The 14,860-nt window shown below is 65.8% G+C and carries 17 protein-coding genes; 13 read left to right on the plus strand and 4 right to left on the minus strand.

The genetic code is table 11. The features are described from left to right. Positions 1-43: 43 nt before the first annotated feature. Both phnE (ABIB95_RS14665) and phnE (ABIB95_RS14670) read left to right on the plus strand, forming a co-directional pair. The gene (phnE, locus tag ABIB95_RS14665) at positions 44-928 is read left to right on the plus strand and encodes a phosphonate ABC transporter, permease protein PhnE (RefSeq protein WP_354240226.1); all 885 of its coding nucleotides are present in this window, start codon (positions 44-46) and stop codon (positions 926-928) included. After that, positions 925-1,773, plus strand: a complete 849-nt coding sequence (gene phnE / locus ABIB95_RS14670; protein ID WP_166104540.1) for a phosphonate ABC transporter, permease protein PhnE — start codon at positions 925-927, stop codon at positions 1,771-1,773. The genes phnE (ABIB95_RS14665) and phnE (ABIB95_RS14670) overlap by 4 nt, the downstream gene beginning before the upstream one ends. A gap of 126 nt (positions 1,774-1,899) precedes the next feature. Here the strand turns inward: phnE (ABIB95_RS14670) and phnF are convergent, their stop codons facing one another. Further along, on the minus strand, positions 1,900-2,631 hold the full coding sequence (gene phnF, locus ABIB95_RS14675; RefSeq protein ID WP_071909231.1) for a phosphonate metabolism transcriptional regulator PhnF: 732 nt from the start codon (positions 2,629-2,631) through the stop codon (positions 1,900-1,902). 119 nt (positions 2,632-2,750) lie between these two features. Between phnF and phnG the strand changes: the two genes are divergently transcribed. The 9 genes from phnG to ABIB95_RS14720 are packed head-to-tail and all read left to right on the plus strand — an operon-like array spanning position 2,751 to position 9,745. Beyond that, entirely contained in the window at positions 2,751-3,215 is a 465-nt protein-coding gene (gene phnG / locus ABIB95_RS14680) for a phosphonate C-P lyase system protein PhnG (RefSeq protein WP_354240228.1), read from the plus strand. 4 nt (positions 3,216-3,219) lie between these two features. Continuing rightward, a complete protein-coding gene (gene phnH / locus ABIB95_RS14685; RefSeq protein ID WP_354240230.1) occupies positions 3,220-3,828 on the plus strand; it encodes a phosphonate C-P lyase system protein PhnH in 609 nt (202 codons plus the stop codon). 4 nt (positions 3,829-3,832) lie between these two features. Then, positions 3,833-4,936, plus strand: coding sequence for a carbon-phosphorus lyase complex subunit (locus ABIB95_RS14690; RefSeq protein WP_354240232.1), 1,104 nt, complete (start codon positions 3,833-3,835; stop codon positions 4,934-4,936). Beyond that, positions 4,933-5,823, plus strand: a complete 891-nt coding sequence (locus ABIB95_RS14695; protein ID WP_071909234.1) for an alpha-D-ribose 1-methylphosphonate 5-phosphate C-P-lyase PhnJ — start codon at positions 4,933-4,935, stop codon at positions 5,821-5,823. The genes ABIB95_RS14690 and ABIB95_RS14695 overlap by 4 nt, the downstream gene beginning before the upstream one ends. Before the next feature lie 7 nt (positions 5,824-5,830). Then, complete coding sequence (gene phnK / locus ABIB95_RS14700) at positions 5,831-6,628, plus strand: phosphonate C-P lyase system protein PhnK (protein WP_354240275.1); 798 nt, start codon at positions 5,831-5,833, stop codon at positions 6,626-6,628. Between the two features lie 22 nt (positions 6,629-6,650). Then, positions 6,651-7,349, plus strand: a complete 699-nt coding sequence (gene phnL, locus ABIB95_RS14705; RefSeq protein WP_354240235.1) for a phosphonate C-P lyase system protein PhnL — start codon at positions 6,651-6,653, stop codon at positions 7,347-7,349. Positions 7,350-7,360: 11 nt separating this feature from the next. Then, on the plus strand, positions 7,361-8,518 hold the full coding sequence (locus tag ABIB95_RS14710; protein ID WP_354240237.1) for an alpha-D-ribose 1-methylphosphonate 5-triphosphate diphosphatase: 1,158 nt from the start codon (positions 7,361-7,363) through the stop codon (positions 8,516-8,518). Next, on the plus strand, positions 8,515-9,111 hold the full coding sequence (gene phnN / locus ABIB95_RS14715) for a phosphonate metabolism protein/1,5-bisphosphokinase (PRPP-forming) PhnN (protein ID WP_354240239.1): 597 nt from the start codon (positions 8,515-8,517) through the stop codon (positions 9,109-9,111). The genes ABIB95_RS14710 and phnN overlap by 4 nt, the downstream gene beginning before the upstream one ends. A 22-nt stretch (positions 9,112-9,133) precedes the next feature. Further along, a complete protein-coding gene (locus ABIB95_RS14720) occupies positions 9,134-9,745 on the plus strand; it encodes a pyridoxamine 5'-phosphate oxidase family protein (RefSeq protein WP_071909237.1) in 612 nt (203 codons plus the stop codon). A gap of 265 nt (positions 9,746-10,010) precedes the next feature. Here ABIB95_RS14720 and ABIB95_RS14725 read toward each other — a convergent pair whose 3' ends face one another. Continuing rightward, the gene (locus ABIB95_RS14725; protein ID WP_354240241.1) at positions 10,011-10,742 is read right to left on the minus strand and encodes an SDR family NAD(P)-dependent oxidoreductase; all 732 of its coding nucleotides are present in this window, start codon (positions 10,740-10,742) and stop codon (positions 10,011-10,013) included. A gap of 392 nt (positions 10,743-11,134) precedes the next feature. Here ABIB95_RS14725 and ABIB95_RS14730 point away from each other — a divergent pair, with 392 nt between their 5' ends. Both ABIB95_RS14730 and ABIB95_RS14735 read left to right on the plus strand, forming a co-directional pair. Further along, positions 11,135-11,356 carry a hypothetical protein gene (locus ABIB95_RS14730; protein ID WP_354240243.1) on the plus strand — a complete coding sequence of 74 codons (222 nt, stop codon included), beginning with the start codon at positions 11,135-11,137 and terminating at the stop codon, positions 11,354-11,356. Positions 11,357-11,378: 22 nt separating this feature from the next. After that, positions 11,379-12,332 carry a sulfonate ABC transporter substrate-binding protein gene (locus ABIB95_RS14735; RefSeq protein WP_354240245.1) on the plus strand — a complete coding sequence of 318 codons (954 nt, stop codon included), beginning with the start codon at positions 11,379-11,381 and terminating at the stop codon, positions 12,330-12,332. A gap of 135 nt (positions 12,333-12,467) precedes the next feature. Here ABIB95_RS14735 and ABIB95_RS14740 read toward each other — a convergent pair whose 3' ends face one another. Continuing rightward, positions 12,468-13,250 carry an alpha/beta fold hydrolase gene (locus tag ABIB95_RS14740; RefSeq protein WP_354240247.1) on the minus strand — a complete coding sequence of 261 codons (783 nt, stop codon included), beginning with the start codon at positions 13,248-13,250 and terminating at the stop codon, positions 12,468-12,470. 4 nt (positions 13,251-13,254) lie between these two features. Then, entirely contained in the window at positions 13,255-14,550 is a 1,296-nt protein-coding gene (locus ABIB95_RS14745) for an O-acetylhomoserine aminocarboxypropyltransferase (protein ID WP_354240249.1), read from the minus strand. Positions 14,551-14,860 lie beyond the last annotated feature (310 nt).

The raw sequence follows: 14,860 nt of genomic DNA on the forward strand, positions 1-14,860 counted from the left end.
GGACCCGGCTCTTTCTCTTTGATCGACTACCTTCCCTGGCCAGATGACCGTCGCGGTTTCGATCCTCCCCGAGCAGCAGCTCGCCGTGCTCAACGCGGCCTATCGCCAGGCGGTCGCGCGCAAGCGGCTCCGACTCCTGTTGGGGGGCGCGATCTTTGCCGCAGCGCTGTTTCTTGCCGCGATCGGCGCGGAAGTGAACCTGCGCACCTTCTTTGCCCATTTCGGCAATTTCATCAGCTATTTCGACCGCATCCTCACGCTCGACAGCGGCCAGCGGGTCTGGACCGATGCCGGCGAGTGGCTGTGGGGCTGGCGCAAATGGCTGAAGATGCTGGGCGAGACGCTGCTGATCTCCTATGTCGGCACGCTGATCGGCGCGACCTTCGCCTTCGCCTTGAATTTCTTCGCGGCCGAGAACACCTCGCCGTCGCCCTGGCTGCGCTTCGTGGTGCGCCGCCTGCTCGAATTCGCCCGCACGGTGCCGGGCATCGTCTTCGCGCTGATCTTCGTGATCGCGTTCGGCCTCGGGCCGATGGCCGGCGTGCTCGCGATCGCGATCCACTCCACCGGCGCGCTCGGCAAGCTGTTCTCCGAGATCGTCGAGAATGCCGACATGAAGCCGGTCGAAGGCATCCGCTCGACCGGCGCGAGCTGGCTCTCCTGCATGCGCTTCGCCGTCGTGCCGCAGGTGACCGCGGGCTATGCCAGCTATGCGCTGCTGCGCTTCGAGATCAACGTCCGCGAGGCCTCGGTCATGGGCTTCGTCGGTGCCGGCGGCATCGGCCAGGAGCTCGTCGTCGCCATCCGCAAGTTCTATTACTCCGACGTCAGTGCCATCCTGCTCACCATCATCATCACGGTCTTCATCATCGACATCACCACGGGCTGGCTGCGCGGCCGTCTGTTCGGCAAGGAGGCACGGACGTGACGAGGCCGCAGGAGGTCGACACGCGAGAGCTTCGCGCGCGCTACCCCGATGTGTTCGACCGCCCCGCCTCGGCGCGGCTCGCGATGCCGGCGATGATCGTCGCGGCGTTTGCGATCCTGGTCTACGGCCTCGTCGATCTCGACTTCTCGCCGTCGCGATTCTTTGCAGGGCTGAGCCAGCTCGGCTGGATCAGCCTGATGATGATCCCGCCCGATCCCGGCACCTCGCTGCCGGTCTATCTGAAGGCGCTGGGCGAGACGCTGTCGATCGCGCTGCTCGGCACGACGCTGGCGGCGGTGTTCGCGCTTCCGGTCAGCCTGCTGGCCGCGCGCAACGTCATACCTTCGCAGATCCTGCGTTTTCCGGTCCGCCGTTTCCTGGATTCGATCCGCGGCGTCGACACCCTGATCTGGGCGCTGGTGTGGATTAACGTCGTCGGGCTTGGTCCGTTCGCCGGCGTGCTCGCCATCGCCGTGTCGGATTTCGGCGCGTTCGGAAAACTGTTCTCGGAGGCGATCGAGGGCGCCGACCAGAAGCAGGTCGAAGGCGTCCGCGCCTCCGGCGGCAGTGCTTTGCACGAAATCCGCTTCGGCCTGCTGCCGCAGGTGCTGCCCGTGATCGCCGGCCAGGTGCTCTATTTCATCGAATCCAACACGCGCTCGGCAACGATCATCGGCATCGTCGGCGCCGGCGGCATCGGCCTCCAGCTCGCCGAGCAGATCCGCGTGCTGGAATGGCAGCGGGTGTCGTTCCTGATCCTGATGATCCTGGTCGCCGTCGCCGCGATCGATTTCATCTCGAGCAAGCTGCGCTTTGCGATCATTGGGCGGCGAGCTGTCGCCTGATCGCCGGCGCCGTAGGGTGGGCAAAGCGAAGCGTGCCCACCACTTCTGCTTAGATATCGGGGAGAGATGGTGGGCACGGCGCAAGTGCGCCTTTGCCCACCCTACGAGCCCTGCGTGGTCGCCCGCTCACCCGTTCTCCACCAGAAACTCCACCCGCTCCGCTGCAAAGCGCGAGTGCTTGGTCACCAGCGGCTTGCCGGCGAGATCGTGGTCGGTCGCGTCAACCACCAAGATCGGCCGCCCCAGCGGCAGATCGAGCCGCGCAGCATCGGTTGCGTCCACGATGCCGGCGGTGATCCGGGTCGCGCCGCGGCTGTAGTCGCGGACGCCGTAATGCTCGAGCAGTTTCGTCATCGAGCGCGTCGCGGCGAACACCTCGCCCGCGCCCGGGAACAATTCCGCTGACAGCCAGGTGGTGGAGACGCAGATCGGCGTGCGGTCGGCGAGGCGGATCGCCTCGATCCGCACCAGCGGCGCGCCGGCCTTCAATCCCAGTTCGCGCGCCAGTTCGCGGGTCGCGACGTCGCCGGACGCCTCGATCAGCCGGCCATGCGGTTCGCGGCCATCGGCGCCGACGATCTCGGAGAAGCGAGTGCGCGAGCGCAAGGGATAAGCGAGGCGCTGCGCCTCGACATAGGTTCCGCTGCCGCGTTCGGCGCGCACGATGCCGCGCTCGGCAAGCGCGGCCAGCGCGCGCCGCACGGTGTGGCGGTTCACGCGATAGGTTTCGGCGATCTCCATCTCGCCCGGCAGCTTGTCGCCGGCCGCAAAGCGACCGTCGGCGATGCCGCGCTCGATGCCGTCGGCAACGAGGCGCCACAGCGCGACGCCCGAAGAGGCTGTGTCCTGCATGCTCATGTCGCCGAGAAGCCTACTTCAGAAATCACACGTTTGTCACGAAACAGTCATGGCGCTTCCGTATCAAGTTGTCTATTATCATAGACAACTTGGATTCGGCAAGTTCTGTCAAAAGCTCGGTGGATTTGGTGACCCAGCACAACAACCAGCAAGTCCAGCGCAAGGCCGCCATGGCCGTGCTGGCGCACGCGGAGGCGGGCGAGATCGCCGCTCGCCTCCGCGCTCTCGCCCTGCCGGCTCATCAGGAGCTGCGCGCGCCGGAAAACGGTCTCGTCATGCTGCGCGGCCGGGTCGGCGGCGACGGTGCGCCGTTCAATCTCGGTGAAGCTACGGTGTCCCGCGCGGCGGTCCGGCTCGCGAGCGGCGAGGTCGGCTTCGGCTACACGCTGGGGCGCGATGGCGAAAAGGCGCGGTTGATCGCGGTGTGCGACGCACTGGCGCAGTCCAGTGATTTCGGCGAGGCGGTGGAGCGTGACGTTATCGCGCCGTTGCGCGAGCAGCTTATGATCCAGCGCAAGCAGGCGGCCGCCGAGACCGCCGCGACGAAGGTTGATTTCTACACCATGGTGCGCGGTGAGGGGTGAGGCCATGACCACGATTGCGGAACTACCGCCGGGTTTCGTCGACAAGGTGTTGTCGGCGCAATCGACCTTTCGTTCCGTCATGGACGCGATGGCGCGGCCGGGCTCGGTCCAGCGCATCGTGCCGATGGCGGGAGCGCCCGAGCCAACGATGCGCGGCACTGCCGCGATCGCGCTGACGCTGTTCGATCACGACACGCCGCTCTGGCTCGATGCCCGGATGGCGGAGAGGTCGGACGTGGTGAAATGGATCAAGTTCCACACCGGCGCGCCGGTGGTGCAGGACTCTTCGATCGCGAGTTTCGCGCTGATCAGCGACGGCGCGGCGCTGCCGTCGCTCGATCGCTTCGCACTGGGCACGAATGAGTATCCCGATCGTTCGACCACGGTGATCCTTCAGGTCGAGAGCCTGGATTCGGGGCGCAGTTTCGAACTGCGTGGCCCCGGCATCGACGGTGTCGCGACGCTTCAGGCCTCGATCAGGCCTTTCGACCTGTTCGAACGGCTGCGGTTCAACGAGGCGCTGTTTCCGCGCGGCATCGATTTGGTGCTGGTCGCCGATGATGCCGTGGTTGCGATCCCGCGCACCACGCGTGTCGTGAACAAGGGAAGCTAGTCGCATGTATGTCGCAGTCAAAGGCGGCGAGCGCGCCATCGAGAACGCCCATCGCCTGCTCGCAAATGCGCGGCGTGGCGACCAGAGCGTTTCCGAGGTCACGCTGGATCAGATCTCGGAGCAGCTTGGCCTCGCCGTGGACCGCGTCATGAGCGAAGGGTCGCTCTACGACCGAGAGCTCGCGGCGCTCGCCATCAAGCAGGCGCGCGGGGATCTGATCGAGGCGATCTTCCTGGTCCGCGCCTTCCGCGCCACCCTGCCGCGCTTCGGCGCCAGCGAGCCGGTCGAGACCGGCGCGATGCGGGTGCAGAGGCGGGTGTCGGCGACCTTCAAGGACATTCCCGGCGGCCAGATCCTCGGGCCGACCTTCGACTACACGCATCGTTTGCTCGATCCCTCGCTTGGCCAGGGCTTTGTGCCTGAAGTGCCGGCGACGGCCGAAGCTTCGACGGCGCCCACGCCGCGTGTGACCGATATCCTGGGCCGCGACGGGCTGATCGAATCCTCGCCGCGGGCCGAAGACGGCGCCAGCGTCGGCGATCTCACGCGCGAACCGCTGAACTTCCCGGCCGATCGCGACCTGCGCCTGCAAAACCTCGCGCGCGGTGACGAAGGCTTTCTGCTGGCCATGGGGTATTCCACCCAGCGCGGTTACGGCCGCAACCATCCCTTCGTCGGCGAGATCCGCTTCGGCGAGGTCGAGGTCGAATTTTTCGCGGAAGACGTCGGCTTCGCCGTGCCGCTCGGCTCCATCGAGCTCACCGAGTGCCAGATGGTGAATCAATTCAAGGGTTCGGCGACGGAAGCGCCGTGTTTCACCCGCGGCTATGGTCTCGCCTTCGGCCAGAGCGAGCGCAAGACCATGTCGATGGCGCTGGTCGACCGGGCGCTGCGTGCCCGCGAGCTCGGTGAAGAGGCCGTGGCCCCCGCGCAAGATGAAGAATTCGTGATGTCGCATTCGGACAACGTCCAGGCGACCGGCTTCGTCGAGCATCTGAAGCTGCCGCATTATGTCGACTTCCAGTCCGAGCTCGGCCTCCTGCGCAAGCTGCGCAGGGAATTTGCCGAGGCCAACGCGCCCGATGCCATGAAGGAGGCCGCGGAATGAACGCGCCCGCCTACAATTTCGCCTATCTCGACGAGCAGACCAAGCGGATGATCCGCCGCGCGATCCTCAAGGCGATCGCTATTCCGGGTTATCAGGTGCCGTTCGCCAGCCGTGAAATGCCGATGCCCTACGGTTGGGGCACCGGTGGCGTGCAGGTGACCGCGGCGATCCTGGGGCCGCAGGACGTGCTGAAGGTGATCGACCAGGGCTCGGACGACACGACGAATGCGATCTCGATCCGCAAATTCTTCGCCAAGACCGCGGGCGTCGCCACGACCACGGCGACCGAAGATGCGACCGTGATCCAGACCCGTCACCGCATCCCGGAGACGTCGCTGCACGCGAACCAGGTGCTGGTCTATCAGGTGCCGATCCCGGAACCGCTGCGATTCCTCGAGCCGCGCGAGACCGAGACGCGGCGCATGCATGCGCTCGCCGAATACGGCCTGATGCACGTAAAACTCTACGAGGACATCGCCCGCTTCGGCCACATCGCCACCGCCTACGCCTATCCGGTGAAGGTCAACGCGCGCTACGTGATGGACCCGTCGCCGACGCCGAAATTCGACAATCCCAAGATGGACAATTGCCCGGCGCTGCAATTGTTCGGCGCCGGTCGCGAGAAGCGCATCTATGCGATCCCGCCCTATACGCAGGTGGTGTCGCTCGATTTCGAGGATCACCCGTTCGAGCCGTACCGCTTCAACGCGCCCTGCGCGCTGTGCGCGGCCGAGAATTCTTATCTCGACGAGATCGTCACCGACGACAAGGGCGGGCGCATGTTCGTGTGCTCGGACACCGACTATTGCGAGGGCCGCCAGGCCGCCGGCCATCACGGCAGCCTCAGCGCCGCGCCATACAAGGACAAGGCGGGCTCACATGGCTGATCAAGACATGGCTGATCTCGATAAGCTCGAAAACGATCAGCCGCTGCTGGTCGCGGAGTCGCTCAGCAAGTCCTATGGCCGCATCGCCGCGTGCCGCGACGTCTCCTTCTCGCTCTACCCCGGCGAGGTGCTGGCGATCGTCGGCGAGTCCGGCTCGGGCAAGTCGACGCTGCTGCAAATGCTGTCGGGCCAGCTCGCGCCGAGCGCCGGCCAGGTGTCGTACCGGATGCGCGACGGCATCACCCGCGATCTCACGAGCCTCGGCGAAGCCGAGCGGCGCTTCCTGTTCCGCACCGACTGGGGCTATGTGCACCAGGATCCCGCGCAGGGCCTGCGCATGGCGGTCTCGGCCGGCGCCAATGTCGGCGAACGGCTGATGGCGGTGGGCTGGAATCACTACGGCCGCATCCGCGATACCGCGTCGGACTGGCTCACCCGCGTCGAGATCGACATCGCGCGCATCGACGATGCGCCGCGCACCTATTCCGGCGGCATGCGCCAGCGTCTCCAGATCGCGCGCAACCTCGTCACCGAGCCGCGGCTGGTGTTCATGGACGAGCCGACCGGTGGCCTCGATGTCTCCGTGCAGGCGCGCCTGCTCGACCTCGTGCGCAGCCTCGTCGCCGAGCTGCACCTTGCCGTCATCATCGTCACCCACGATCTCGCGGTGGCGCGACTGCTGTCGCATCGCGTGATGGTGATGAAGGGCGGCCGTGTCATCGAGACCGGTCTCACCGACCAGGTGCTCGATGACCCCCGCGAGCCCTATACCCAGCTCCTCGTCTCCTCGATTTTGCCGCCATAAGCCTTCCAAGATGAGTTTTCCGATGACCGCCATGATCGACATCGCCGCCGCGAAAAAGACCTTTACGATGCACCTGCAGGGCGGCATCGAGCTGCCTGTCGTCAGCGGCGTGACCTTCCACGTCGACCCGGGCGAATGCGTCGTGCTCTCTGGCCCGTCCGGTGCCGGCAAGTCGTCGATCCTGAAGATGATTTTTGGCAACTACCGCTGCGACTCCGGCCGCATCGGCATTCGCCATCGCGGCGCGGTGGTCGATCTCGCCACCGCCGAGCCGCGGCAGGTTCTCAACATCCGCCGCTCCACGATCGGCTATGTCAGCCAGTTTTTGCGGGCGGTGCCGCGTGTTGCGACCATCGACGTCGTCGCGGAGCCACTGATCGTGAACGGCACGGCCCGAGCCGACGCACAGGCCCGCGCCGGCGAGTTGCTGCACCGCCTCAACATTCCTGAAAGACTCTGGCAGCTGCCGCCCGCGACTTTCTCCGGCGGCGAGCAGCAGCGCGTCAACATCGCGCGCGGCTTCATCTCGGACCTGCCGATCCTGCTGCTGGACGAGCCGACCGCTTCGCTCGATGCCGCCAACCGCGCCGTCGTGGTCGATCTGGTCGCCGAGAAGAAGCGCCAGGGCGTCGCCATGGTCGCCATTGTCCACGACGACGAAATCCGCCATTTGATTGCCGACCGAATTGTTGACGTCACCAGCTTTGCCGCCGCGGCCTGAAGGAAATGGAAATGAACGCCAAGCCGAAGGACACATTGATCGCCAACGCCAGGATCGTGCTGGTTGACCGGGTGATCGAGCAGGGCTGGCTTGCTCTTGCCGACGGACGCATCGCCGAGATCGGCGAGGGCAGGGCGCCCGCAGGCGCCGAGGATGCCGGCGGCGACCTCATCATGCCCGGCCTGATCGAGCTCCACACCGATCATCTCGAAGCGCATTACGTGCCGCGCCCAAAAGTGTTCTGGAATCCGGTCGCCGCCGTCATCTCCTATGACGGCCAGCTTGCGACCTCAGGCATCACCACCGTGTTCGACTCGCTCCGGGTCTGGCGCGAGGACGGCGCCGAGGAAGTCGATGGCCGCGCCGGCGTGCTCGCCGCCGCGATCACGACCGCGCGCGATGCCGACCTGCTGCGCGCCGACCACTTCCTGCATCTGCGCTGCGAAATCCCGATGCCGAGCGTGGTGGAGGAAGCAAAGGAGCTGATCGACCGTCCCGACGTCAAGCTGATGTCGCTGATGGACCACACACCCGGCCAGCGCCAGTTCCGCGACGAGGTCAAGCTGCGCGACTATTATCGCGGCAAGGGCGGCGGCAAGACCGATGCCGAGCTCGACGAGCTGTTCGCGAAGCGCTTCGAGTATCAGAAGCTCTATGCAGCGGCCAACATGCGCGAGATCGTGTCGCTGGCGCACAAATACAACATTCCGCTGGCGAGCCACGACGACACCACCGAGGAGAACGTCGTGGACGCCGTGCGTGATCGCGTGTCGGTGGCGGAATTCCCGACCACGCTGGAGGCCGCGCGCGGCCTGCATCAGGCCGGCATCGACATCCTGATGGGTGCGCCGAACGTCGTGCGCGGCGGCTCGCACTCTGGCAACATCGCCGCGGTCGATCTCGCCCGCGAGGGCCTGCTCGACATCCTGTCGTCGGACTACATCCCGTCCAGCCTCCTGATGGCCGCGCTGCAATTGCCGGAGCATGTGCCCGCGATCAGCCTTCCGGCGGCGGTTCGCACCGTGACGAAGGCGCCGGCCGAAGCGGTTGGCCTGTCGGATCGTGGCGAGGTCGCGATCGGCAAGCGGGCCGACCTGATCCGCGTGCATGTCGCGGGCGACGTCCCCGTGGTCCGCAGCGTCTGGCGCGAAGGAAACCGCGTCGCATGAGCGAGACCGCGACCATGGCACACGATGAGGCCAGCGGGATCGGACCCGGGCGGCTCGTGCTCGTGGTCGGCCCCAGCGGTGCCGGCAAGGACACGCTGTTGCGGCTCGCGCAGGCGGCCTGCGTCGACGAGCACGACATCGTCTTTCCGCGCCGTGTCGTGACGCGCGAATCCTCCGAAGCCGAAGACAATATGGCGATGAGCCAGGAGGAATTCCGCCGCGCGCGCGAGCACGGCGATTTCGCCGTGCACTGGGAAGCGCATGGTCATTCCTACGCTCTTCCGCTCGAAATCAACGATGACATCCTCGCTGGCCGGGCCGTCGTCGCCAATGTCTCGCGCACGGTGATCGGCGCGCTCCGCCAGGCCTATACCAACGTCGTCGTGGTCGCGATCACGGCGCCGCCTGACGTGCTGGCGCAGCGGCTTGCTGCCCGGGCCCGGCACAGCGACGGCAATATCGCGGATCGCCTCGCGCGCAGCGTCGACGACGCATCGGCCAATGCCGATGTCACCATCCTCAACGCGGGCAGCGCGGACTATCACAGCCGCCAGCTCGTGCGTGTGATCAGGAACGAAGGCTGGCACGAATAGCCGGCGCAACAAGGAGAACGGAATGTCGGTGATTGAAACGGTCGAACAGCTGGAGGCCATCTACGGTGCCGTTGGTGATGCCTCGACCGTGAAAGTCGCCGACCACGTCACCCCGCTCTACCGCATCTTCATCGAGAAGGCGCCGTTTGCCGCGCTCGCCACCATCGGGCCGGAAGGCATCGACTGCTCGCCGCGCGGCGATCTCCCCGGCTTCGTCCGCATCCATGATCCGAAGACGCTGATGCTCCCGGATCGCCGCGGCAACAACCGGGTCGACTCCTTGCGCAACATCGTGCGCGATCCCAGGGTGTCGCTGATGTTTCTGATCCCCGGTTCCGGCAACGCGGTGCGGGCCAACGGCCGCGCTTGTCTCTCCGTCGATCCCGAGCTGCTCGCCTCGTTCAAGGTCGAGGGCAAGGCGCCGCGCAGCGTCATGGTGATGAATGTGGACGAAATCTATTTCCAGTGCGCCCGCGCCATCGTCCGCTCCGACCTCTGGAATCCCGACAAGCGGATCGATCCGAAAACGCTGCCGACGCCGGGCCAGATCCTCGCCGAGATGAGCGAGAACAAGGTCGGCGGCGCGGAGTATGACCGGATCTGGCCCGAGCGGGCTGCGGCGACGATGTGGTGATGTTTTCTCACCTCTCCCCTTGTGGGACGGGTGGCTCGCCGCGAAGCGGCGAGACGGGTGAGGGGTATCTCTCCGCGAGTCCGGAATCGTAGGGTGGGCAAAGGCGCACTTGCGCCGTGCCCACCACCCATCCAGCACCGCGATAGAAATGGTGCCCACCCTACGGCTCACGAAGAGCGGCGTGCGCGGAGAGATACCCCTCATCCGGCGCTTCGCGCCACCTTCTCCCACAAGGGGAGAAGGAAAGGCGGCACCATCTTCGCTCCTAGTTAAACGCCATGCCTCCACTCAGCGCGATGGTCTGCCCGGTCATGTAGGCATTGTCGACCAGCAGCATCACGGCTTTCGCCACCTCATCGGCCGTGCCGAAGCGGCCGAGCGGGATGCGGCTGACGAGCCCGGGCTGGCCAGTCATCATGTCGGTCTCGATCAGTGACGGCGCTACCGCGTTGACGGTGATGCCTTCCTTCACCAGCCGCGCCGCATAGCCGCGCGTGAGGCCCTCCATGCCGGCCTTGGACGCGTTGTAGTGCGGGCCGATCGAGCCGGCACCGCGCGCGGCGCCGGAGGAAATGTTCACGATGCGGCCCCATTTCCGCGCGCGCATCTCCGGCAGCACCGCCTGTGTGCAAAGGAAGACCGATTTCAGGTTGACCAGGATGGTGCGGTCGAAATCGTCCTCGGTGAGATCATCGACGCCGCGCGTGATCGCGATGCCGGCATTGTTGACGAGGATGTCGATCGGTCCGAGCCCGGCCGTGACGCGCTCGACCATTGTAGCCACGGCGTCGCGCTGCGAGACGTCGGCGGCAACGACAATGGCACGGCCGCCTTGCTTGCCGATCTCGCCTGCCAGCTTTTCGGCCTGCCCGATCTGCTCCCGGCAGTTGATCGCCACCGCCGCGCCTGATGCGGCCAGGGCGCGACAGACGGCTGCGCCAATCCCGCGCGAGCCGCCGGTGACGAGCGCGGTGCGCCCCTTCAGATCATCCGCCATGTCCGGATCTCCCAAATTGTCTGTTTTGACGTTGCGCGAGCGTACCATGCCCGCCGCCCGCGCCTGTTGAACTCATCGCGAGATGAATCCGTCTGTCGGTGCTTGCGGCGGGAGAAGCGCGCCAGCGCGCTCGTGCCAAATATGGATAGCCATTTCATTGACCGAACGCGCCAATCGCTCGATATTCGCAGCATCGAAACTGCTCCTCGAGCTTGATGCCGCGATATGAGAACCGATCACCAGCGTAACCTTGACGACATGCACGCGTGCATGACGCGGCGCTGTTTCTCGGCGGCAACAGGCGCCTGTTGTTGTTGCTGATCGCGTCCTAGCAACCTCCCACAGCACAAATCCCACGACAGGAACGCCGAGATTCCGGCGAACGAGCAGTCATGTCCCAAATCCAGTCCAACGCCTACATCATTGAAATCCACGACCGCGCCGCCGGCATCATCACAAGAGATGAGCGCGGCTTCCGCTTCTTCTCCTCGGAGCGCCTGTTCGACAGTCTCGAAGGTCGCCAGTTCCGTTCGGCGCGCGAGGCCGAACGAGCCGCGCGTGCTGTGTTTTCGGAGCGGAGCCGCCGTGCCAATTCCCCACTCTTCGCCAACTGAACCTGACGCAAAGGACCGCAACATGATTGCACGACGACATATCCTGACCGCAGCGCTTCTCCTCGCAACCGCCCTGGCCGCACCCGCACGCGCCGAGGACAAGCCGGCGGAAATCCGCATCGGCACCCAGAAGGGCGGCTTCTTCCCGGCCGTGCGCCAGCGTCAAACGCTCGAAAACGCCTTCAGGCCGCTCGGCATCGAAGTCAGATGGATCGACTTCCAGTTCGGTCCGCCGCTGCTGGAGGCCATCAACGTCGGCAGCGTCGATTTCGGCTTCGTCGGCGACACGCCGCCGATCTTCGCGCAAGCCGGCGGCGCAAAAATAAAATATGTCGCGGCGGTGAAGTCCGAGGGCGACAACCAGGCGATCATCGTGCCGAAGGATTCGCCGATCAAGACGCTGGCTGATCTCAGAGGCAAGCGCGTCGCCTTCGGCAAGGGATCGAGCGCGCACAATCTCCTGGTCGCCTCGCTCGAAAAGGCCGGCCTGTCCTGGTCCGACATCACGCCCGCGCCGCTGGCGCCGGCCGATGCGACGGCGGCCTTCGTGAAGGGCTCGGTCGACGCCTGGTCGATCTGGGACCCCTATCTCGCGCTCGCCGAATTGAAGGAGAGCGCGCGCGTTCTCGTCTTCGACAAGGACGTGCACAAGCCGAACGCCTACTACATCGCCAACACCGACTTCGTCGAGAAATATCCGTCGCTGGTCGCGAAGCTCAATACGACCTTCGCCTCCGAAGGCAAGTGGGCGGAGCAGCATCACGAGGAGGTCGCAAAGGCGCAGGCCGAGGCGACCGGCGTCGACATCGAAGCTGTCAGGCGCTTCGTCAACCGCTCGGTCTACAGCGTGGTGCCGCTCGACGCCGAGGTGATCAGGACGCAGCAGGCCGTGGCCGACCGTTTTGCAAAGCTCGGCCTGATCCCGAAGCCGGTCAATGTCTCCGATATCGTCTGGAAGTGGACGCCGGGGTCCTGAGCGGGAATACTTGAGAGACGTCGTCATGCCCGGGCTTGTCCCGGGCATCCACGGTCTTCCTTTCGCGCCGCCAGGCGTGGATGGCCGGGACGAGCCCGGCCATGACGCCCGTGGAAGCTCCTGCGCCCGAAAAGCTTAGCCCCTCAACGCCGCCAGCAATTCATCCGGGCGCTCGGCCATGATCATGTGGCCTGCGCCCGGCACCACGACGGTCTTCGCATGCGGGATCGCCGCGGCTAGCGCCTTACCCGCCTTCGCCGGTGTCATCATGTCGCGTTCGCCGAGGATGAGCGTCGTCGGCACTTTCACGCTCGCAGCAGCGACAAGCGCGTTCGCGTAAGCATTGCAGGCCGACAAATCCCTGAAGAGCACGCCCGGCTCGCAAGACTTCAGCACCGCCTGCGCGCCGCCATGCATCCACAGGCCCGGAGCGAGGCTGCCGCCAAGCTCGGCGTTGAAGCCGAGACCCCAGATCGACACCATGTCGTTGGCGTCCTGCGAGTTGGCCTCGGCCGCTTTCAGGAGATCGGGGCCGACTGACATGGTCGCGGCGGTGCCGATCAGGCTCAGCGCGGACACCTTGTCGGGGTGACGCGCCGCCGTCTCCAGCGAGATCAGCGATCCCATGGAGTGGCCGATCAGGTGCGCCTTTGCCACGCCGGCCGCAGCGAGCAATGCCGCCGTCCAGTCCGCCATCTCGGCGATGGTTGACAGCGAAGGTCCAGCAGAGCGGCCGTGGCCGGGCAGGTCGGGCGCCAGCACGCCATAACCGTGATGGGCGAACCAGCGCGTATGCAGCGCCCAGGTCGAGTGATCGAAGCCGGCGCCGTGGATGAAGACGACCGTGGGCAGGGACTTGTCGAATTCGCGGCCACCGTTTGCGACAAACACCTCGGCGCCGTTGACGGAAAGCTTCATGGTGTCAGACCTTTTGCGAGATGCGCAGCGCTTGGGCGAGATCGTCGATGATGTCGCTTGCCGTCTCGATGCCGACCGACAGGCGCACCAGCTCTTCGCCGATGCCGGCGGTCTTGAGCTGTTCGGCATCCATCTGCTGATGCGTGGTCGAGGCGGGGTGGATCACCAGCGTCTTGGCGTCGCCGACATTGGCGAGATGGCTGATCATGCGCAGCGATTCGATGAATTTTCGGCCGGCGGGTCGCCCGCCCTTGATGCCGAAGGAGACGATCGAGCCGGCGCCGCGCGGCAGCAGCGTTTTTGCGAGCTGATAGTCGGTGTGGTCCTCCAGTGAGGGATGCAGCACCCAATCGACGGCCTTGTTCGACTTCAGCGCCTCCAGCACCAGATGTGTGTTCTGGATGTGGCGATCCATGCGCACGCCGAGCGTCTCCACGCCCTGCAAGAGCTGGAACGCGTTGGTCGGGGACAGGCAGGCGCCGAAATCGCGCAGGCCCTCGGTGCGCGCACGCATGATGAAGGCGCTCGTGCCGAACTGTTCGTCGAAGACGATGCCGTGATAACCGCCATAGGGCTCGGTCAGCACGCCGAATTTGCCGGAGCTGCGCCAGTCGAACCGGCCGCCGTCGACGATGGCGCCGCCGATCGCGATGCCGTGGCCGCCGATCCACTTGGTGGCCGAGTGCATGACGATGTCGGCACCAAGCTCGATCGGGCGGCTGAGATAGGGCGTGGCAAAGGTGTTGTCGATCAGCAGCGGAATCTTTGCCTCATGCGCGATTCCCGCGACCTTCGGGATATCAAGCACCTCGAGCCCGGGATTGCCGATGGTCTCGCCGATCACGAGCCTGGTGTTCGGCTTGATCGCCGCGCGGAACGCGTCGAGGTCGCGCGGCTTGACGAAGGTCGTGGTGATGCCGAAGCGCGGCAACGTGTGGGCCAGAAGATTGATGGTGCCGCCATAGAGCGAGCTCGACGCCACGATATGGTCGCCGGCATTCAAGAGCGTCGCGATGGCCAGATGCAGCGCGGCCATGCCACTCGCGGTGCAGATCGCGCCGACGCCGCCTTCGAGCGCCGCGAGCCGCTCTTCCAGCACACCGGTGGTCGGATTGGAGATGCGCGTATAGATGTGGCCGGCGCGCTCCAGATTGAACAGCGCGGCGGCGTGGTCGGAATCCTGGAACACGTAGGACGTGGTCTGGTAGATCGGCACCGCGCGGGCGCCGGTCGCGGGATCCGGATGCTGGCCCGCATGCAGGCTCAGGGTCTCGAAGGCAGGCGGTTTCGGCGCGGGCATGCGTGGCCTCGTTGGTCGATCGGCGGAGGCGGCCGTTGTGCCACAAAATGGTGCGGCACGTCAGCCCATTGACAGCGCCGGGCGGCGGCTCGGAGTGCGCAGTGTGATGCGAGCCGTGGCCGCAGCGTCAGTGCGCTCCCTCTCCCCGTTCTTACGGGGAGAGGGTTGGGGTGAGGGGCCTCTCTCCGCACGAGAGGTCGCCGCGGGACTTGTACCCCCTTGTAAGTCGAAGCGCCGCAGGTCTGCTATTGTAGACGTTGCGGTGACGGACGGGAGCCCGCAAACCCCCAGGTCGTTGCAGGCCGTGGGT

Source organism: Bradyrhizobium sp. LA2.1 (assembly GCF_040547725.1).
Taxonomy (GTDB): Bacteria; Pseudomonadota; Alphaproteobacteria; order Rhizobiales; family Xanthobacteraceae; genus Bradyrhizobium; species Bradyrhizobium barranii.